Source organism: Streptococcus suis, from assembly GCF_019794555.1.
GTDB lineage: Bacteria > Bacillota > Bacilli > Lactobacillales > Streptococcaceae > Streptococcus > Streptococcus suis_AB.
Window position 1 is genome coordinate 1 of sequence record NZ_JAIMEP010000035.1, and the last position, 20620, is coordinate 20620.

At 38.3% G+C, this 20620-nt stretch carries 23 protein-coding genes and 1 pseudogene; 6 read left to right on the forward strand and 18 right to left on the reverse strand.

Annotation, left to right across the window (positions count from 1 at the left end; all coding sequences use genetic code 11):
* Positions 1-689: restriction endonuclease subunit S (locus tag K6V48_RS10330; RefSeq protein ID WP_261311108.1), on the forward strand; the 689-nt coding region annotated here is incomplete at its 5' end.
* On the opposite strand, the gene K6V48_RS10335 is transcribed toward K6V48_RS10330, so the two are convergent.
* From K6V48_RS10335 to K6V48_RS10380, 10 genes are all read right to left on the reverse strand, one after another.
* Positions 643-1233: a restriction endonuclease subunit S gene (locus K6V48_RS10335; RefSeq protein ID WP_222369526.1), complete on the reverse strand. Its 591-nt coding sequence runs from the start codon at positions 1231-1233 to the stop codon at positions 643-645. The genes K6V48_RS10330 and K6V48_RS10335 overlap by 47 nt on opposite strands.
* Before the next feature lie 21 nt (positions 1234-1254).
* Complete coding sequence (gene psrA, locus K6V48_RS10340; protein ID WP_222369529.1) at positions 1255-2052, reverse strand: tyrosine-type DNA invertase PsrA; 798 nt, start codon at positions 2050-2052, stop codon at positions 1255-1257.
* A gap of 48 nt (positions 2053-2100) precedes the next feature.
* Positions 2101-3657, reverse strand: a complete 1557-nt coding sequence (locus K6V48_RS10345) for a restriction endonuclease subunit S (protein WP_222369532.1) — start codon at positions 3655-3657, stop codon at positions 2101-2103.
* Positions 3657-5120 carry a class I SAM-dependent DNA methyltransferase gene (locus K6V48_RS10350; protein ID WP_222369535.1) on the reverse strand — a complete coding sequence of 488 codons (1464 nt, stop codon included), beginning with the start codon at positions 5118-5120 and terminating at the stop codon, positions 3657-3659. Before K6V48_RS10350 ends, K6V48_RS10345 begins: the two co-directional genes overlap by 1 nt.
* Positions 5121-5132: 12 nt before the next feature.
* Positions 5133-7457: an EcoAI/FtnUII family type I restriction enzme subunit R gene (hsdR, locus tag K6V48_RS10355; RefSeq protein ID WP_222369538.1), complete on the reverse strand. Its 2325-nt coding sequence runs from the start codon at positions 7455-7457 to the stop codon at positions 5133-5135.
* A gap of 343 nt (positions 7458-7800) precedes the next feature.
* Complete coding sequence (locus K6V48_RS10360) at positions 7801-8157, reverse strand: transposase (protein WP_222369540.1); 357 nt, start codon at positions 8155-8157, stop codon at positions 7801-7803.
* Positions 8154-8519, reverse strand: a complete 366-nt coding sequence (locus tag K6V48_RS10365; RefSeq protein ID WP_018166603.1) for a plasmid mobilization protein — start codon at positions 8517-8519, stop codon at positions 8154-8156. The genes K6V48_RS10360 and K6V48_RS10365 overlap by 4 nt, the downstream gene beginning before the upstream one ends.
* On the reverse strand, positions 8512-8802 hold the full coding sequence (locus tag K6V48_RS10370; RefSeq protein WP_222369542.1) for a DUF5962 family protein: 291 nt from the start codon (positions 8800-8802) through the stop codon (positions 8512-8514). The genes K6V48_RS10365 and K6V48_RS10370 overlap by 8 nt, the downstream gene beginning before the upstream one ends.
* 13 nt (positions 8803-8815) lie before the next feature.
* The gene (locus K6V48_RS10375) at positions 8816-9667 is read right to left on the reverse strand and encodes a phage replisome organizer N-terminal domain-containing protein (protein WP_222369544.1); all 852 of its coding nucleotides are present in this window, start codon (positions 9665-9667) and stop codon (positions 8816-8818) included.
* Between the two features lie 11 nt (positions 9668-9678).
* Complete coding sequence (locus tag K6V48_RS10380) at positions 9679-9963, reverse strand: DNA-binding protein (protein WP_105119001.1); 285 nt, start codon at positions 9961-9963, stop codon at positions 9679-9681.
* Between the two features lie 146 nt (positions 9964-10109).
* Here K6V48_RS10380 and K6V48_RS10385 point away from each other — a divergent pair, with 146 nt between their 5' ends.
* Together K6V48_RS10385 and K6V48_RS10390 are read left to right on the forward strand one after the other, a co-directional pair.
* A complete protein-coding gene (locus tag K6V48_RS10385; RefSeq protein WP_000181343.1) occupies positions 10110-10628 on the forward strand; it encodes a helix-turn-helix domain-containing protein in 519 nt (172 codons plus the stop codon).
* A gap of 54 nt (positions 10629-10682) precedes the next feature.
* Positions 10683-11837, forward strand: coding sequence for a site-specific integrase (locus K6V48_RS10390; RefSeq protein ID WP_222369546.1), 1155 nt, complete (start codon positions 10683-10685; stop codon positions 11835-11837).
* 140 nt (positions 11838-11977) lie between these two features.
* Here K6V48_RS10390 and rpsI read toward each other — a convergent pair whose 3' ends face one another.
* The 5 genes from rpsI to rlmB form a co-directional block, all read right to left on the reverse strand.
* Complete coding sequence (gene rpsI, locus K6V48_RS10395) at positions 11978-12370, reverse strand: 30S ribosomal protein S9 (RefSeq protein WP_002942223.1); 393 nt, start codon at positions 12368-12370, stop codon at positions 11978-11980.
* A gap of 19 nt (positions 12371-12389) precedes the next feature.
* A complete protein-coding gene (gene rplM / locus K6V48_RS10400) occupies positions 12390-12836 on the reverse strand; it encodes a 50S ribosomal protein L13 (RefSeq protein ID WP_024391353.1) in 447 nt (148 codons plus the stop codon).
* Positions 12837-13153: 317 nt separating this feature from the next.
* Complete coding sequence (locus tag K6V48_RS10405) at positions 13154-14017, reverse strand: DegV family protein (RefSeq protein WP_222369548.1); 864 nt, start codon at positions 14015-14017, stop codon at positions 13154-13156.
* Positions 14014-14535, reverse strand: coding sequence for an NYN domain-containing protein (locus K6V48_RS10410; protein WP_222369550.1), 522 nt, complete (start codon positions 14533-14535; stop codon positions 14014-14016). The genes K6V48_RS10405 and K6V48_RS10410 overlap by 4 nt, the downstream gene beginning before the upstream one ends.
* Entirely contained in the window at positions 14536-15264 is a 729-nt protein-coding gene (gene rlmB, locus K6V48_RS10415; RefSeq protein WP_172040708.1) for a 23S rRNA (guanosine(2251)-2'-O)-methyltransferase RlmB, read from the reverse strand.
* A 137-nt stretch (positions 15265-15401) separates the two neighbouring features.
* Here rlmB and K6V48_RS10420 point away from each other — a divergent pair, with 137 nt between their 5' ends.
* The gene (locus tag K6V48_RS10420) at positions 15402-15791 is read left to right on the forward strand and encodes a DUF1761 domain-containing protein (protein WP_014736388.1); all 390 of its coding nucleotides are present in this window, start codon (positions 15402-15404) and stop codon (positions 15789-15791) included.
* A 15-nt stretch (positions 15792-15806) separates the two neighbouring features.
* On the opposite strand, the pseudogene K6V48_RS10425 reads toward K6V48_RS10420, so the two are convergent.
* Positions 15807-15962: pseudogene (locus K6V48_RS10425) on the reverse strand (KUP/HAK/KT family potassium transporter); the annotation flags it as partial.
* Between the two features lie 154 nt (positions 15963-16116).
* Here K6V48_RS10425 and K6V48_RS10430 point away from each other — a divergent pair.
* Positions 16117-17076 carry an aromatic acid exporter family protein gene (locus tag K6V48_RS10430; protein WP_222369552.1) on the forward strand — a complete coding sequence of 320 codons (960 nt, stop codon included), beginning with the start codon at positions 16117-16119 and terminating at the stop codon, positions 17074-17076.
* Positions 17077-17332: 256 nt separating this feature from the next.
* Positions 17333-17920 (forward strand): cadmium resistance transporter, encoded by a 588-nt coding sequence (locus tag K6V48_RS10435; RefSeq protein ID WP_172040620.1) that lies wholly within the window; start codon positions 17333-17335, stop codon positions 17918-17920.
* Positions 17921-17980: 60 nt separating this feature from the next.
* On the opposite strand, the gene K6V48_RS10440 is transcribed toward K6V48_RS10435, so the two are convergent.
* Positions 17981-19111, reverse strand: coding sequence for an ABC transporter ATP-binding protein (locus K6V48_RS10440; protein ID WP_024392618.1), 1131 nt, complete (start codon positions 19109-19111; stop codon positions 17981-17983).
* 109 nt (positions 19112-19220) lie between these two features.
* A complete protein-coding gene (locus tag K6V48_RS10445) occupies positions 19221-20075 on the reverse strand; it encodes a helix-turn-helix domain-containing protein (RefSeq protein WP_222369556.1) in 855 nt (284 codons plus the stop codon).
* Between the last annotated feature and the right edge of the window lie 545 nt (positions 20076-20620).

Below are 20620 nucleotides of genomic sequence, written 5' to 3' on the forward strand. Positions count from 1 at the left end.
TTGAGGTTTTGCTTGAAAAAATCCAAGCTGAAAAGCAAAAACTCTATGAGGAAGGTAAACTCAAGAAGAAAGATTTGGCAGAAATAGTGGTGACAGAAGGAGATGATAGCTCTCCTTATGAGAATAACAAAGAAAATAGTGATTTTGCCAGTTCAACTATGCCTGAGATTCCTAACTCTTGGAGCTACATTAAGTTTGGTTCGATTGTTACATTTAATATTGGAAAAACACCATCCAGGAGCGAACCAACCTTTTGGGGTAATGATATTCCGTGGGTATCTATTTCGGATATGCCGAGCAGTGGTCATATTACTGAAACAAAGGAATATGTATCTAACTTGGCTATAAAGCAAACAAATATTAAAATTGCTCCCGCAGATACCCTACTGATGAGTTTTAAGCTATCAATCGGCAAAGTTGCGATATTAGATATTCCAGCCAGTCATAATGAGGCAATTATTTCTATATTTCCATACAGTGATAAGAAAAATATTATTAGAAATTATCTAATGATGTTTTTGCCACTAATTTCTACTTCTGGAAATTCAAAAGATGCCATAAAAGGAAAAACACTAAATAGCACCAGTATTTCAGATTTACTAATCCCTATTTCAAATTATCGAGAAATGAGAGATATTGTATCTAAAGTTGATTTACTTTTTCAAAAAGTTGTTCAACTCTCTGACTAATGCGTTCCTGCTCTGTTGAGGGAGCTAGTGGAACAAGAAGTTCGTTTAATTTTGTTTTAGGAATATTATATAAAGCCTGCCCAGATAACTTCGTAATTGACTTCAATTGTTTATAAAAGATTGGCGATGACAGATTAAATAATAGATATTTTGACAATACATCTGACGAGACAAAAGGTGTTAATTGAAATACAAATCCACCAGCAACGGTATTGGGATAATCTCTATCAATTCTAGCAAATTTTCCAATATGTTCTAAAGATGTTGAAACAGGTGTTACTAGCTGATTTCGTTTCAAATAGACTGTCTCTGAGGTAATAAATTTTGAATCAATATAGTAATCATTATCTAATATTTTAAAGGAAAATGGGCTGATATTTCCTCCGCGAATAATTCTGACACCATTTTTTGTGATGGCTAAATCTGTTTTCTTATACGATAATCCTGTGGTTATTGAAAAAATATCTTTTATAGTAAGAAAAAACCAATTTTGGGGTATCTTCCCATAAGGAGAGCAACCGTCACAAAAATAGCAGAGAGTCATAAAGACTTTCTGCTATTTATGTTACCAATTAACAACCTTATCTATGATAGCTTGTTGTTCTGTCGCTGTTTTTCTCAGGTAGATACGAGTTGTTTCGATACTTTCGTGTCCCATCAAATCTGCTAACAGGGCAATATCATTGTATTTGGCAAGAAAATTTTTGGCAAATAGGTGTCTAAAGGAATGAGGATAGACTACCTTGGTATTGAGTTGATATTTTACAGCATAGTTTTTTAGTTGTTGGGCAATCCCTCTAGCTGTAATCGGCTGACTAAATTTATTAAGGAAAAGGTACCCGCTTTGGCGATTTTCAATATCAAGCCATTTCTGACAACTGTCACGTAATTTTTTAGGGATGTAGAGTCGTCGCATTTTACCACCCTTTGAGTAAATGTCAAAATAACCGACCTCCACATGTTCTACTTTTAATTTTATCAATTCACTAACACGAGCTCCTGTTGCTCCTAGAAACCAAACTACAAAATGCCATTTTAAGTTATCATCTTTTTTCAAACTCCGTTTCAGAAAGAGGTAATCCGCATGGCTGATAACATCTTCTAAAAATGGTTTCTGCTGGATTTTAACAAATTTTAATTTCAAATCATCATGTCCAATAAAAACAAGGTATTTATTAAGCCCCTGCAATCGCAGATTAACCGTTTTTGGTTTGAAATTATCCAGTAAATATCCTTTATATTCAAATAAATCTTCTATTTTTAACTCATAATGTTCCAAGAAAAAGCGAACACCATACAGGTAAGACCGTATGGTGTTTTCAGCTAATCCAGCTTTTCGTAAATGTAGTTCAAAGTCTTTCATCTTCAACTCCTATCTGATTTTTGATAGAAATTCCACCGCACATAAGTATTATACTAAAGATTCGATAACTGAAAAGACTTGAGAGATTTTAGAAACAATACGCTGTTGTTCGGTGAGAGGCGGAAGAGGAATGAGATAGTTTTTAACAGTTGTAGTAGCTAATTCCTTTTGTTTGGTACTACCTGACGCTTGCTCCTCAATGACATTTTGAACAATAGGTGAGGCAAGAAAATAGTAAATAAAGTGGTAATCAATAAACTTTAGTAGAAGTCTAATAATAGTAACATGACTGTCTGCTACTGCCCAGCCATACGGATTTTTAACCTCAGAATAAATAGCTAACCTCCCCAAAGTGCCTAGTCCTGTTGAATTCCACATCAAATCACCATCTTTTAACAAACGTTCTTCTTGATAACTGTCAACAGTATCAGGTGAGACAAATTTTGCCAGTTCAATAGAAAAACCTGACCATTGATTACATTTTTGTGCAATAACTGGATATTTAGGAATTGTTGAATATTTAGGTGATTTCCCTCGTTGAATATATGAGGTTATGTCATTTAACTTCACCCATTTCCAACTTTTTGGAATACTATAAGGCACTTCCTTATAAGGAGAGTTATCATCTCTTTTTGTCACCACTATTTCTGCCAAATCTTTCTTCTTGAGTTTACCTTCCTCATAGAGTTTTTGCTTTTCAGCTTGGATTTTTTCAAGCAAAACCTCAACGGGTTCATCGTTAGGGTCTTGAGGAACCAACTTACCTTGCATGGCATATTGAAGAATAGATTTTTTCAACTTATCTGGAAAGGATTTGTCCAATTCTTGAAGTTTATTGTAACTTTCGGAATATGCATCTACCTTTTCCAAGGCACGTTCGATTTGCTCCACAATCCGTTTCTGTTCAGAGAGAGGCGGGAGGGGGGATAAAATTTGCCTTAATGTTCTCAATGAAACAAAATTTTGAACAGCACCAGAAGAAATTCTCTTTAGTTCAATTGAGTGATAGTGAATAAAATAGTAAGTAAACTTCATATCTAGCTCAGTATTATGTTTCAAGATGGCTACATTTTTTACCGAAAAATCATAATCCAATTTAGGTACCAATACAGGGTTGCCGACCGTCCCAATCATAGCTAGTAAAATATCATTTTCATCAACTTTAGAACGCTTATTTATTTCAATTGAATCTTTTATACTAATTAACTGAGAAGGTTCTTTCAAAATTTTTCCATTGACAAGGTTTTTACTTGTAAGTAAGGGAACACCTTTTTCTACATATTTAGGAGTATTATGTGTCCCATCCCTAACATCCAAAATACTAGCTAACCTTACCCATTCCCAACTATCTGGAATATCATAAGGGACTTCTATTTCCTGAACTGTTCCATCTGCCAACTTCTCATAAGGTTTCCCGTCAGCAGCTCGAAAAAGCTCTGTTTCTTTTTTATCTCGCTTGATTTTGCCATCAGCAATGAGTTTTTCTTTTTCCGCTTTGATACGTTTAAGAAGCTCACTAGCTGGCTCGTCAGTTGGATCTTGAGGAACTAATTTTCCCTCCATTGCTCGCTGTAAGATACTAGCTTTTAGTTGTTCTGGGGTCATTAGTTCTCCTCCAAAAGCTCTAAAATATCTGCCAAAACAGCATCTATTTTTTGGTTCAAAGCCGCTCTTTCTTGCTGATAGTTTTGGATGAGTTCCAGCGGTTCTAAAATCTCTTCTTCTTCCTTTGGAAAGCCACATTGATCAAAATTATAGTTCAAATCAGCTAACTCAGATGGTGTAAAAGATTTGGCTTTATAAAAATTCCCCTCTAAAATCTCCTCACGGCTAGTCCACCACTCACGAACAGGATTGAAATGCTCTGATTTCATCGGTTTGGTCTTAGAAAAGTTTTTATACCCATCTGGCATGTCCAAACGATAAAACCAAGTCTGCTCCGTCTTCTTAGTCTTGTCAAAGAAAAGGATATTGGTGTGAATACCTGTGTAAGGGGCAAAGACACTATGAGGCAAACGGATAATCGTATGAAGATTAAACTCCTCAACCAACTTTTCTTTCAACCGAGTTTTGACACCCTCTCCAAAGAGAAAGCCATCTGGTAAAATTACCCCAACACGACCGTTTTCTTTCAGCCTATACATGATAACTGCCATAAAAAGGTCCGCTGTCTCCGAACTCCGCAACTCTGCTGGAAAATTATTTTTAATCGTATCAAGTTCGGAACCACCAAAAGGTGGGTTCATCATGATAAGGTCAAACTTCTCGTCATCTGTGTACTCTCGGACATTTTTCTCCAAGGTATTGCCATGAATGATTTTAGGGTCATCTATTTCATGAAGAAAGAGGTTCGTCACTGCTAAAAGGTGAGGAAAGGCTTTTTTCTCAATCCCAAAGACAGCCTGATTGTATTTTTGAATATCCTCGCTAGTCTTACGCTGTTTACTTAAATGATTTAAAGTCGAGGTCAAGAAACCACCTGTTCCACAGGCAAGATCAGCCATTGTTTCACCCAATTTAGGGTCAAGCATTTCAGCAATGAAATCGGTCGCTGCACGAGGGGTATAAAATTCCCCAGAGTTCCCTGCACTTTGGATGTCCTTGAGAATTTTCTCATAAATATCATTAAAGGAATGTCGGTCTTCTGGACTATTAAAGTCCACCTCATCAATGACATTGATAACCTGACGCAAGAGCACACCGTTTTTCATGTAGTTGTTAGCATCTTCAAAAGCTGATTTAACAATGCTTTTACGAATGGGCATATTGGATGTGATTTCAAGCTCTTTTAATTCCTTAAACAGCCTATTGTTCACAAAATCAAGCAAATCATCACCTGTCAAGACTTGCTCACCTTTTTCAGCGTGAGCCCAATTTCGCCATTTTAAGTCTTCAGGAATAATTGACTCATAATCATCTTCCTCCAACTCCCAAACCAACTCACGGCTATCATAAATTTTCAAAAAGAGTAACCAAGACATTTGTTCAATACGTTGGGCGTCTCCATTAACACCTGCGTCATTGCGTGTAATATCTTGAATACGTTTCACAAATGATGTAATTGACATAGTTTCCTTTCATTAAGCTACTGTAAATAGCTCTTCTTCCAATTCTTTAATGGCCCTTAGATAGGCTTGCTTATTTCCAAAATAGGTATTGATAATCTTAAAGGTTCCACCGTAAATTTGAAACTCTGGTAATTTTAGCGTTTCAATGCTTTCCAGTTCACCAATCCCCTTATCCATGTACTTATCTAATAACGTCTCTAAAACAGCTCGAGCCTCTTCACTGTACTTTTGCAGATAACCACTACTCTTAACCCTGCTAATTCTCTGGCTCTTAGTCAAGTCTTTTTGACCATAAGCCAGTTTTAACAGCAAGTCAAAGTCATCAATCTCCTGTTCAGAAATCCCTTCTGCTTCTCGAATAGCATCAAGATAAACGCCTTTTTTATAGAGTTCTTCTAAGATGACTCTTTTCTTATCCGCTGCTTGCCAGGCAGTAATAAACTCGGTCAAGGTAGCGTAAGCTCCTAGAATATTTTTCCGAGTATAATCGGTCAGACTTTCTGTCACTAACTTCCCATTTTCATCCAAAACCTGAATGGTTGAATTGAGAACATCTACTTTTTTATCAGTGACCCTATATTTTTCAATAGGTTCTCCTCCTCCAGTTGATTCGCCGCCACCTCCAGTTGGCCCTTTAGGGTCAAAGACATACGCTGGCTCTCCATCAAAATCTGGATCTGCAAATAAATTGGTCACGTTTCTAAAATCAATAATGGTGAAAAATTCTTTCCCTTTCTGCGGGTACAAACGTGTTCCACGACCAATAATCTGTTTGAACTCCGTCATGGATTGAATATTGGAATCGAGCACAATCAAACGACATGTTTTTGCATTGACCCCCGTTGTCAAGAGTTTTGATGTTGTGACAATAGCTGGAAACTTAGAATTAACATCCATAAAGTTATCTAGCTGTGCTTTACCCTCAGCATTGTCGCCGGTCACCTGCATCACATAGCGATAATCTTCCTGAACCAAGTCTATATTTTCTTTGACAAAAGCCGCTCTCATCCGCTCAGCATGGTTAATATCAACACAAAAGACAATAGTTTTGTCAAATCGAGCATTGTTCTGTTTCATATAGTCAGAAACAAACTTAGCCACCTTTTGGGTACGATCATCAATAACAATGGTCTTATCAAAATCTTTCCGACCATAGTACCTATCTTCGATAAGTCTTCCTGTGGCATCCTCTTTACCACTCTCTGGACGATAGCCATCGACATCAATATCCAAATTAACTCGCATCACACGATAAGGAGCCAAGAAGCCATCCTCAATTCCTTGTTTCAAGCTATAAGTATAAACAGGCTCTCCAAAATAATCTATATTAGAAACTTCTTTGGTTTCCTTTGGTGTCGCTGTCATCCCAATCTGGGTTGCTGAGGCAAAATAAGCAATCACTTGACGCCAGTTGCTGTCCTCCTTAGCTGAACCGCGGTGAGCCTCATCAATAACAATCAGGTCAAAGAAATCCTTATCAAACTTTTGATAATGCGTTTCTTCGCCGTCTTCACCTGCTAATTGCTGATACAAACCTAAGTAAATTTCAAAAGAATTTAACTTTTCTGGAGAGTTCAGTAACTTTGCTGTGATTTTGGTCATAACCTTTTCAAAAGGCTTAAAATCTTCAGCCATTGTTTGGTCAACTAAGATATTTCGGTCGGCTAAAAAGAGAACACGTTTGGCTAAACCAGCTTTTCGCAAACGATGGATAATTTGAAAAGCCATAAAGGTCTTACCTGTCCCTGTTGCCATAACAAACATGACCCGATTTTCTCCTCTTGCAACCGCCTCAACGGTACGGTTGATAGCGATTTGCTGGTAATAACGTGGTGTTTTATTGGAGAACGCATCAGTATAGTAAGGGACTGAAATCGCCTTTGAAACCTCAGAACTTATCTCTTTTTCAGAAATCAAACGCTCAAATAATTCTTCACGAGTAGGAAACTCCTCTAAAGTTAACTCACGTTCTTGCCTCGTGATACGGTCATGCTCAATAAAACCATTACCATTTGAGGAATAAACAAAAGGAACATCTAAAATCTCACCATATTCAATCGCCTGCTGTAATCCAGCTCGTAAACTATGCTTATTATCTTTAGCTTCAACGATTGCAATACGCTGCCCAAATTGATAGTAGAGAGCATAGTCTGATTTTTTCCCTTCTTTACGACGAGCCTTATCACCTCGAACCTCTATTCGCCCATCTGTAAAATATTCCTCATAGGCAATATGCTCACCATTTTTCCAACCTTTAGCTAAAATGGCTGGAGTAATAAAATTAGCTTTAATATCTTCTTCGCTCATGCTCTTTTTGTCTTTGATGAATGTCGCCATACCGAGTCTCCCACATCTACACTTAATAAAAAATTATCAGAAGTATATTACCCGTCTATTATACCATTTTTCCCTATTTCTCACACGTTTCCTCAAGGGGGTTGGGGCTTTGCCCCAAGTGGTTAAAATCCATCACCTAAAGGAGCTGTCTGCTCACTCTTGGTGGTGGATTTTTTTGCGATAGTGTGTATACACTATCTGAGCTCGCAAAGACCTAAAATTATGTTTTTGTATCAATTCTAAATTCCCCGTGCCAGACACGGTGGCTGACATTGTCAGACAATCATTTTTTAGAAGGACATAAGAAAACCGCAGATAAATTCCTGCGGTTTCATTTACTTATTTAATGTTTAATAGACTTCTTTTTCAGGTTAACTGAGAGTCCCTTTTCCAATTCATCCAATAATTGAGTTATCAACTGACCAAGTTCTATAAAATTCTGTTGTGAAATATTTCCAACCTGAGTTGACAACTTGGCAATCCTATTAATTGATCTGCCAATCTGAATGAATCGCTCTGTCAGTTGCTCATACTCTGGAAAATTAATCGTCCATGATTCAATCTCTTGGTTAAATAATTTCTTTCTGGCAAAAGCGGAAAAGTTTGACTCTTTTTCATTAGCCATTAATGCTAACAATCTTTTATTCTCATCCTCAGTCAAAAAGAGTTGCTTCACGATATTTTTAATTCTATTTTTCATTCATCCACTTTTGATAGTAACCTCGCCTTTTTCGTTTTATGGTATTTAAGGAACGATTTTTCATATTTTTCAATCATTTGAACACTGTAAGTCATAGCTCGTAATGCTTGAAGATCCTGAGATTGCTCTGCTATCCTTGCTAACTGATTGATATTATTTTTAATTCGCCTCAAAGAAAATATCAAGTCTTCAAATGAAGTTTCATCAAATACCACAACAATAGGGAATTTCTTAAATAACATTTTCCTAGCATAGTTAGAAAAATTCCTTAAACCTGTATAACTGATAAGGTAGTTTAGCGTTTGATTCTGCGATTTTGTGATATAGAATTTTTTCAGAACTGTTCGATAACGCTCAACCACGATAAATTCTCCTTGTGTATTTTTCTGCCTGAGACACATCGTATTCCCTCAAATATTCTACAAGTTCCTGATAATCTTGCAACAGTCCTTCTTCTAAATTTGGGAAGTCATTTTCTCTACTATTGATAATAATTTCTAATTGATTGACAATTTCTCTAATTGAGAAACTATAATCCAGGGTTTCTTCCTCATACTCTGCTTTTAACCCTTGATACCGTTGTAACTCTTCTTCTGATTTAAAACCAGCCACCAGCATATTCTCAAGTTGATAATAATTTGTCATCTTTTTCTCCCTATTAGTTTTGATATTTTCTTCTAGCATTTTCATGAGCAATTACCTTAGCTTCCAATAATCGCTCATCTTTTAGGTGCTCCATAGAGCTCATTAAATAGGCTAATGGTGACTCTACATCATTAGGAATACGATCTATCATTCCCAAGACTTCATCAGAAGTCATATAGCCTTCGCTTAAAAACTGTCCAATCGCCATTTTTTGCTTATGCGTTAGGGTGTAATTATAGGGGTAAATAAAACGATCGTTATATCTATCCGCAATCACTTGCAAAAGGGAATAATACTCTGGTTTGAGATAAGTTGTTGACTGATCTTCTGTCTCTCTAGAACTATTATCTAGTATATTCTTATTCTCTTTCTGATTCTTGTTCTTAATCTGTTGCGTTACTTGACCGTTACTTTCCGTTACAGGTAACGTTTCTGTAACGTTACATTCTATTGATAAACTATCTTGCCCACTTACTAGAGTTTTTTGCTTTTGACGATGACGAGCCACTCTTTCTCTTGTTTGTTTACGAATTTTTTCTAGACCATCAATATTCTGATGTTTCTCCCATTTAGGAATTGTGACTGCTCCGTCCACAAAAGCAATCATTCCAAATTGTTCAAATGTTTTCAGAGCCAGCTTCACAGTCGTTGACTTTCTCCTAAAGACTGTAGTTAACATCTCTACTGTATAAAAGACCTTATCTCCTAGAGCTAAGACTCCACTGTAATTCTGTTTACCTGCTAAAACGAGTAGTTTAAACCAGATGACAATTAAAGTATCTCCTTCGGGCATTGACTCAATCAACTGTATTTTTTCATCATCAAAGATATCTGTAGTAATCTTAATCCATTGTACTTCACTCATACGTGTACCTCCTATCTTTCATATTGCTTTAGCCATCTAGTGACCGCTCGTTTATCGTACAGAGTCACACCATCAATGACCATTGTAGGCATTCCTTCTCGTGTCCATTTTTGAAGGGTTGTCGTTGACACATCCAGCCACCTAGAAAGAGCTGACATCCGAACCATAGGTTTGTATAGTTCTTTATCTTCTAGCGCTCTTTCAATAGCTGTAGAGACCATTTCATCATAATGTGCCCTTAACTGTTTTTCCAAAACTTTGGGAAGTTGAACAACTAAAGTCGCTTCTTCAGACATATTATTACCTCGTTTCCATTTCTCAATTAAATAAACTCCGAATTTATTTGTTATTCATTTTGAATTATATATTCTTTTAGAATTTTTATCAACTATTTTTATTCAAAAAGAATTAAATGTGTTATAATACTCTCAAGGAGGTATTTATGACCAATCATATTGCAAAACTGATAGAAGAGAGCGGCAAAAAACTGACTGAGATTAGTTCTGCTACAAATATCGCTTATCCAACCTTATCAGGATACAATCAAGGCATTCGTCAACCGAAAAAAGGAAATGCTCAAAAATTAGCTGACTATTTCGGCGTATCCATGGCTTACATCTTAGGACTTGATGATAATAAACAAGCACCGTCAACTATGAACATTATTACGGACAGTTTTAAAATTTCCGAGATTAGTTCTGTAACACCTTTTAAAAGCGATATGGAAAAGCTGAAGAAAGGAATTGAACTAGGAGAAATCCATCTGTCTATGCCCTTAAATGACGGCTTCTCAGACGATTTTAGGCGCATTTTAGCTCGCTATTTGGTTAATAATGAAGAAGAATTCATGAAAACCTTCACTAAACACATGAATAGTTTAAAACGAGAATCAGAAATTTGGCAAACCTGGATTCAGACCGAAGAATATCGAATTAGACAAGAAGATCGACATAAAAAATAAACTAACAGTTTCTCAATTACATAAGCTCCGAAAACTTAGAAGCGGAGAACTGTTATGTCTGTACACAAGTACCAATCTACAAAAGGAATCACCTATTTTGTTAAAGTTTACCTTGGTCTAAACGACTACGGTAAGAAAAAATATTATACTAAACGAGGGTTCAAGACGCGTAAAGCTGCCAAAACTCATGAAACTGCTGTTAATCATCAGTTGAATAGTGGAACTTTTGTCCATATTACTGTTCAAACAACCTACACTTACCAAGAGCTTTATCAAAGGTGGTATGAAGCTTATAAAGATACTGTTGAAGCAACTACTGCAGTCAAAACTGCCGACCTCTATCGCCTACATATTCTTCCTGTTTTTGGAGAAAAGAAAATTTCAAAAATCAGTCCTTTAGACTGTCAAACCTTCATCACTGACAAAGCCAAGACATTCAAAAACATGAAGCAAATCAAATCTTATACTTCTAAAATATTTGAATTTGCCATTAATATGAATTATATTGAACGAAATCCCATGAGCAAGGTTATTATGCCTAAACTCAAAAAAACTGTCAGTGAGAACTATTGGACAGTTAACGAGTTGCATCATTTTTTGACAATCATTTTAGAAAATGAACCTTATAAACATTATGCACTATTTCGATTACTAGCATACAGCGGGTTACGAAAAGGAGAGCTCTACGCCCTTAAATGGGAAGATTTTGATTCTGAGAATCAACTATTAACAGTTAGCAAAAGTTTAGGAAGAATAGATGGCCATGCCATTGAAAAAGGAACTAAAAATACATTCTCTGTGCGCTCTATCTATCTTGACGATGAAACCTGTTCTATCCTCAACAAATGGAAACAGGAAACTAGCAGAGAAAAGTGGCAATTATCAGTACAACCTCTTTCTCTCGACAAAGAATTTATGTTTACATACTGCAACCGAGATGGTGAGATAGAACCCTTACACGCTGACTATATCAACAATATTCTAAAACGTATTATACGTAAGCATAATCTTAAAAAGATTAGCCCACATGGGTTTCGACACACTCACGCAACCTTGATGATTGAAATGGGAATTGACCCAGTCAATACTGCTAAATGCTTAGGCCATGCAAGCAGCCAGATGACTTTAGACACTTATAGCCATGCCACAAAAGCTGGTGAAAAACAATCCATTACAAAATTCGCAGAATACCTCGACAAAGCTAAATAACCTTAGCTTTCTTTTTCCACTAAAATTTAACCAGGTCTTAAGAGATTACCAAAAAGATTACCAAGCCCACTTTTCCACAAAAAAAGACACCTTGCAAGTAACTTGCAAAGTGCCTTGAAACGTTGATATATCGCGGTATATTAACGTTTACTAAATTGTGAAGCTTTACGTGCTTTCTTAAGACCTGGTTTCTTACGTTCAACCATACGAGCGTCACGTGTAAGAAGGCCTGCGCGTTTCAATGAATCGCGGAAGTCTGGGTCTACTTGAAGCAATGCACGCGCGATACCGTGACGGATCGCACCTGATTGACCACCGTAACCACCACCGTTCACGTTAACGAAAACGTCGTATGAACCTTGTGTTGAAGTTACTGCGAATGGTTGGTTGATAACCAAACGAAGGTCAGCGTGTGGGATGTACTCTTCTACATCTTTTTTGTTTACTGTGATTTTACCAGTACCTGGGACCAAACGTACGCGTGCAACCGCGTTTTTACGACGACCAGTACCTGTGTATTGTGCTTGTGCCATTTAGATTACGTCCTTTCCCTTAGATAAGACCTGAAATATCAAGTACTTCTGGCTGTTGTGCAGCGTGAGTGTGCTCACTACCCACAAACACTTTCAATTTCATGCCTTGTGCACGACCAAGTGTGTTGTGTGGAAGCATACCTTTAACTGATTTTTCAATCAAACGAACAGCGTTTTTAGAACGCAATTCACCAGCTGTGATTGATTTCAAACCACCTGGGTGCAATGAGTGAGTGTAGTACACTTTATCAGTTGCTTTTTTACCAGTCAATTTCACTTTCTCAGCGTTGATGACGATAACAAAGTCACCAGTATCAGTATGAGGTGTGAAAGTTGGTTTGTTTTTACCACGAAGAACGCTAGCAACTACTGCTGAAAGGCGTCCAAGAGGTACATCAGTAGCGTCTACTACATACCATTTACGTTCAACTTGGCCTGGTTTAGCCATAAATGTTGTTTTGTTCATGATTTCTCCTATACGAATCGTTTTTGTTTACTAGGCGGATGTTCCGTTCCGCGGGTATTTGGAAGGTTCCGGGGCCTTTCAAATGGGGTAAACAATACCGTCTACCATTCTATCAAATATGGTGGTTCTCGTCAAGTTATTTTACTTTACTTTTTTTATTTTTTGACCTATAGCTAAGCTTTAAATCATGTGAACGATTGCAGATGAGTTTACCAAAATAAACAGTCGTTCTACTTGCTTGATTGGTTGTCCTATTCTACAGTAGATTGCTGTTACACAAAACGAAATGCATCTTTGCAAGAAATATCCCTTAGAATCTAGGCTCTCTTTTCTGTCCCAATTGATAAAATTGCTAAGACCCCTGTTCCTGTATGAGTCGCAATAACTGGTCCTAATTCTGTCAGTAGAACATCAGCAACACGGTCGTCTTCCAATAAACTAGATTTGATATTTTCTGCAGACTCTCTATCACCCGTATAAGCAACCATGACTGTAGAATGATCCAAATTATCCAAGGTCATGTTCAGCATCTCCTTGATTCCCTTTTTACGACCACGGATTTTAGCAATCGGAACAAGTTTCCCTTCTACATCTAGCGAAAGCAGAGGTTTGATATTCACTATACCACCAATAAGGCCTGCTGCTTTCGATAAGCGGCCACCTCTTACCAAGTGATTGAGATCATCAACTAGAAGGTAGGTACGTAGGCGTGGCACCAAATCTTCTACGATTGCCTTGGTTTCTGACAGAGTCTTACCTGCAGCACGTGCCTCAACGGCTTTCATGACTAAGTAGCCTTCTCCAATGGTCGCTGCCTTTGTATCAACAATGGCGATAACTGCTTCTGGATATTGGTCCATAACCATATCTCGTGCAATGACTGCACTCTGGTAAGTCCCTGAAAGAGCTGCTGAGAACGCGAGATAAAGCACCTCTTGACCTTCCTTGGTTGCCGCTTCAAAAACTTCTTCAAACTGACCAACATTGACCTGACTGGTTGTAGGTTGGCTGCCAGAAGCCATTTTCTCCAGTAAATCTGCTGAGGTCAAGCGGTTTTCACCGACTGTTTCATAGGTTACGCCGTCTAGGTTTATGGTCAAACCAAGCACGGTCACATCGTTTTCTTGGATCCAGCTGATTGGCAAATCCGATGTCGAATCGGTTACGATTGTAAATGTCACTCTTTCATTTCCTCCATCATTTCTATTAAGGCTTGAAAATTCCCATCTGACCAGGGATTGAGCCGTGGGGTGTAGAGCTCTACCTGGTCCACAAACTTGTCCAAGTCCTTTTTGATGACCTTGGTTCTCTCCTCTAACTCACGCGCCGAAACCCGTAAGGCCCCTTGTGAAAAGACCACCCATTGTTCGTTGAGGTCGCTGGTTGCGACGGAAACCTGCTTGCGACGGGCACTATTGAGCTGGGCACTGAGTCGTTCGATATAACTATCTGCAGTCTCTTCCTCCTCTGTAAAAATGACCGATACCTTGAATTCATCATACTGCTGGCGAAGACCTGGTACATGGTGGGCATCAAAGACACAAATCACCTCAATCTGTTCAAAGGCTGCGTAGTGAGACAAGGTGCGAAGCAAGGTCGTTCTGGCCGCATCCAAGTCTCCCTTTTTAAAATCTTGCTTGGTGGCCTGCCAAAAGGCAATCATGTTGTAGCCATCTACAATGAGAACTTTTTCTTTCATTTAGATTTTCTTCCGAAAAACTTCGTACATGAGCACAGCGGCTGCTACGCTGGCATTAAGAGATTGGACATGGCCCTTCATAGGAATAGTAATCATCTCATCCACTTGCTTTTTGATATTACTGGAAATCCCTTTACCTTCGTTGCCAATAATAAGAGCTAGTTTACCAGCCGTATTCCACTTGTGGCTTGGGGTTCCGTTCATATCAGTACCAAATACCCAAAAACCAGCCTCCTTGAGCTTATCAAGGGTTTGGCTAAGATTGGTCACTCGGGCAATTGGGACATGAGCTACCGCACCTGTTGAGGTCTTTGCCACAACGGGCGTCACGCCAACTGCTCGGTGCTTGGGAATGATGATGCCCGCTACCTGAGTCGCATCTGCAGTCCGCAAAATCGAGCCGAAGTTGTGAGGATCTGTCAGACCATCCAAGATGAGAATGAGAGGATTGTCTTCTGCTTCCGCTTTTTCCAAAATTACCGATAGGTCCGCATAGGCAAACTCAGAGACTCGTAGGACAAAGCCTTGGTGAACAGCACCTTCTGTCATGTCAGACAGGGTCTTCTTCGGCGTCCAGGAAATCGACACCTTCTTCTCTGCCGCCAGTGCCTTGATTTTTTCTACATTTTTTCCGCGCAAATCATCCTGAATGTAGAGTTTATTGCCGGTGTTGGCCTCCAAACTCTCTACCACAGCATGTACGCCATATACGATATCATTATGTTCCATGGTTTTATTATAGCATAGGTTGACTGAAAATAGGTGCTCACTGTGTTCCAGCTGAAAAACTTGACTGCCTATACAATCTATGTTATCCTTAGTTCTATCAATTTGTCCGTACAAACGAGATCGAAATAGGAGATATTATGACACTTATTTTTGGAATTGTGGCAGGTCTGATTGCCTTTGCTATTGGTGGTTTGTGGTATGGTTTGATTTTCCGCGATGCTTGGATCAAGGCTTCAGGCATTGACATGGCTAAGGTAGAAGCAGATCGTCAGGCTGGAAAAAATGGTCAGAAGGAAATGGTGATTTCCCTTGTCATTGAAGTACTAACTGCCATCATTACTATTTTCTTCATCAAAACCCTCGGTGTTTCACCACTTCACGCAGCTGGTGGCATGGGCGTAATTGCGGTCCTCGCTTCATTGAAAAACTACGTCTTTGAGCAACGCCCTATCAACCTTATCCTCATCAACGAAAGCTACAAACTAGTCTGCTACCTAGTAGTCGGTATTCTGGCTCTATTTGCATAAATTAAAAAGTTCTCTGAAAATTTCAGAGAACTTTTTGCTTTCTTGGCCTCTAACAAGAGCTTGCATGGTATAAAGTGGACTTGTACCAATATCTCCATAAACCACCCCGAGAGCAATAAGAAAACCAGCCTTACTAGCACGTTCAAAGCTTAAACTATCTTTCTGAGTCATTTTTCAATTCTCCTTACAATCGCCACAGTATAGCACCGAAAGAACAAAATAGCAACACCTCATTTTAAAATAAAAACTTTCTAATCACTCCAATTTTTTCACTAACGTTTTACTTTGTGTTACAATATTTTTATCAATTAGAAAGAAGTCGAATATGCCTCTCTTACACAGAACAATAAAACTTATTCTAGCAACTGTTCTATCAATTTATCTGGCAGATTGGTTGGGATTATCATACGCAACTTCTGCCGGAATTATTGCGATTTTAAGTATTTTGGACACTCGAAAATCCAGTTTTAAAATGGCTCGTAATCGCTTCTATTCTACTCTGCTAGCCTTATCTATCGCAACGATAACCTTTTACTTGCTAGGTTTCGGGATTTGGACTTTAGGCGTCTACTTAGTCTTCTATGTTCCTCTTGCTTACCATTTTCGGTGGGAGGCAGGAATCGCACCCGCTACAGTCCTGGTCACTCACTTAATGCTTGAGGAAAGCCTATCCATTTCCCTCTTGAGCAATGAGATGGGCTTGTTTCTGATCGGAGCCTTGACAGCCTTAATTTCGAATCTCTATATGCCTTCTCAAGAACGCATGATTGAGGAATATCACGAAAGAGTTGAAGACAAGTTGAAACAGATTCTCCTACGCTTTGAACAGTTTTTAATCGAGGGGGACGGTAGGAATGATGCAACCCTCATCAACGAACTCGATCACATGCTAGACGATGCACTAAAGATTGTCTATTTAGAACGCCACAACCAAGTCTTTCAACAAACAAATTATCAAGTCCATTATTTTGAAATGCGGGCTGCACAAAGCAAAATATTACGGACCATGGCAACCAATATCAATATGTGTTTACTGGAAGCCCGAGAGAACATCATCCTAGCCAGCCTCTTTGAGCGAACAGCCCAACAACTCAGCAGAGAGAATTCAGCAAAAGAATTGTTATTGGATATTGAATTATTCCATGCAACCTTCAGAGAGCGACCGCTACCTCAAACTCGAGAAGAGTTTGAAACCAGAGCTATCCTTTTCCAACTTCTGCACGATATGGAGCATTTTATCCAACTCAAAGTCGATTTTTACCAAGTATATTCAGAAAATAAATGACCTAATCATTGAAAGATCTACTATGTTTTACTTTTACTTATCAAAATTAATGTGCCTCTGTGTTTAGAACCTAGATTGACCATTTAACACCTCAATCTAAGACTTGTTTTCACCTACTCAAATTTTTACAAAATACAATCAGTTATTTCTCAATAAGTTGCCTTTATTGCAATTGAATAGCTATTGCATAAAAGCACTCTACTTGTGAATACAGATTTTAAGGTAAATTCAGTCAACAATTTAAAACGGAGGAACCATGATATTATTTATATCTGCAATTATTCTTAGTATTTCAACAAGTATTGACTACTTGCTTCTTTTAATACTCCTCTTTTCAAAAGCTAAAAATAGAGGCGATAAACAACACATCTATCTGGGGCAATTACTTGCATGTTTTATCTTGATAGTATCTAGCTTTATCATCAGTCAATTCGCCAATTTACTACCTTCTGAGTGGATGATTGGCTTACTTGGAATCTTCCCGATTTTTTTGGGAGTTCGCATTCTATTTGAATCTGAAGAAGACGTTCAAATCTCAGACAAAACAATAGGGGTCCTATCGGTTTTGCTCCTTTCATTAGCATCTGGCGCTGATAATTTAGGGATTTTCTCGCCCTATTTCACAACCTTAACAATGCCAGAATTTATCGTAACAGCTGTTATCATTTTGTTGGGGACAACCGTTATTTGCTTCATCGCAGATGCTTTTGGCAGTCTCTCACATATCTCTGAATTTGTTGAAAAATACGAGCGTATCATTCTACCATTAGTGTTTGTTCTCTTAGGAGTCTATATTTTGATCGAATTCGGTACGCTAAATTATTTACTCGCATTTTTTCATTAAGAGTTCTCATTCAAAAAATACCCCGTCAGTGACGGGGTATTTTGATGCCATCAATCAGGCTTAAACGATTGCTTGGTCTGTTTCATCATTAAAGAAATGTGCTTTATTGAGGTTGAAAGTAAGACGAACTTTTTCACCTGGATTGTGGTAATCACGCGCATCTACACGAGATACAAATTCTGTATTTCCAACTTTAGAATACAACATTGTTTCTGCACCAAGAAGTTCAGATACTACAACTTCAGCTTCTACGATAGATGATGGATAGGTATCTAATTCCAATTGAGAAGCTTTAATGTCTTCTGGACGGATACCCAATGTAAATGACTTACCATTGTAACCTTTTTCTTCCAAGTGTTTGCGACGACCTTCTGGAAGATCTACTTTGAAACCATCTCCGATAAGGACACCATCTTGAAGAGTAACTGTAAAGAAGTTCATAGCAGGGCTACCAATGAAGCTAGCAACAAACTTGTTAACTGGATGGTTGTAAAGTTCTTCAGGGCTACCGATTTGTTCAATACGACCGATTGTACCTGTACCTGCTTCGTTCTTCGTAGCAGACATGATTACGATACGGTCCGCCAATGTCATCGCTTCTGTTTGGTCGTGCGTTACGTAAATAGTTGTTGCACCAATGCGACGGTGAATTTTAGCAATCTCAGTACGCATGGATACACGAAGTTTCGCATCCAAGTTTGACAATGGTTCGTCCATAAGGAATACTTTAGCATCACGGACGATAGCACGACCCATGGCAACACGTTGACGTTGACCACCAGAAAGGTCTGCAGGTTTGCGTTGCAAGAATTCAGTCAAACCAAGGATTTGCGCTGCTTCTTCAACACGTTTTTTGATTTCATCCTTGCTGTATTTACGCAATTTAAGACCAAAAGCCATGTTGTCAAATACAGTCATATGTGGATAAAGCGCATAGTTTTGGAATACCATAGCGATGTCACGGTCTTTTGGAGCAACGTCGTTCATCAATACGCCGTCGATGTATGCTTCACCTTCTGTGATATCTTCCAAACCAGCAATCATACGAAGAGTAGTTGATTTACCACAGCCTGAAGGACCTACAAATACGATGAACTCTTTATCTTTAATATCTAAGTTAAAGTTTTCAACTGAGTAGTGTTCGCTATTTGGATATTTTTTATAAATGTTTTTTAAATTAAGTTGAACCATGTTCAAGCCTCACTTTCTTTGATAGCTTTATTGTAATTGAAAGCGTTTTTAAAAGCTAGGTCAAGTTGAACAAAAAGAAAAAAATCTTTTGTACAACTTGCACAAAAGATTAAATACTTATTCCCAAGATAGCCTGATGGCAAATAGCTAAATCATTTAAATCCTTCAATTGAAGACCTGTCATCTCCTGCCATTTATCAAGCCGATATTGCAAAGTGTTTCGGTGTATATAGAGTTTCTGAGCTGCTTTTGTTAACACTGCCCCTTCTTCCCAAAGAGCCTCAACGATCGCTTCCATCTGTTGGTTTGAAATCAACTGCCTCAATCCCGATTGTAGCTGAGGGTAAGACTGTCCGCTCCACAAATACAGATAGCTAAATGTCAAGAGGAAGGATTGTTGATGACCAGCGCACCACTTTCTAAATAAATCTTGCTCAGCTTGAATCAACAGTGGCCACTGTGACTCTAACCATTCAGGCCACAACTGACCAAGAAAAATAGTCATACGAAGTCCAAAATCAAACTCCATAGCGGCGAGCGTATCCCCTAAAATTTCTCGAACATCCAACAAGGTCGATTGGTCTAAAATAAAAATATGATGGTTGGACTCCGGAGAATAGCTTGCTTGAAGATTTGGTAATAGTTGCTTCATCATATCCAACCAAGCCGTTTGCCCCTCCTGATCAATTGATGACCAAATATGTACATGAAGGACTTGCAATAGACTAAAGGTTGTTGGTCGAATGCCGTCATTCTCAAAATAGGATTGCCAAGGAGAACGAGCGTATGTTTCTGCTTGATTCTGCAATAGCTCAATCAACAGTTTCTCCCTTTCAGTCAATGTCATCCTATCCAAAGAAAAATAGCCCATTCCCGGCACATCAATGGTAACATCATCTCCATTTGCGTTTCTTTCGTTCCATCTCCCCTGTGGGAAAAAGGCTAATACACTGTCTCTATCCATTGCACTTCCTCTCTATTGTTTTGGATAAGGATTGCTACCCATACTTTCCATCACCATTCCAACTCTTTAAAAATCAAAATGCACCATTGCCAAACGTCTTTGATGACTGGAATCGGCAAAGAACTTAACCATTAACCATTAAAAAAGCAATTGGCAACAAGCCATTATTTCTACTTTCGATTTTCATTGAATATAACTCTATTATCCTTCAAAAGCAACACAACGTCAAGATTCAACCTATATCGCCTGATGTCAAAACATGATAATCAAAATAAAAACATACTAAGATTAGTAGTGAGGAAATCTCCGACGGGAGAGAGTACTCACTACTTTTTCTTTATGATAAAGTAGAGGTGTCTTGTTAAGTCGTAGGTTTTTTTGACGCTAGACGTCGCAATAAAAACTGGCAAGACACCTGTTTTAGATAGAATGTTATCAAAGTATGTGGGACGCCAGACGTCGAGTATTGAAAATGACATCACTAAAACAAGGAATCATTCAAGACAAAGAGGTAATATCATGCGAGTAGTATTTGGGATTGACGT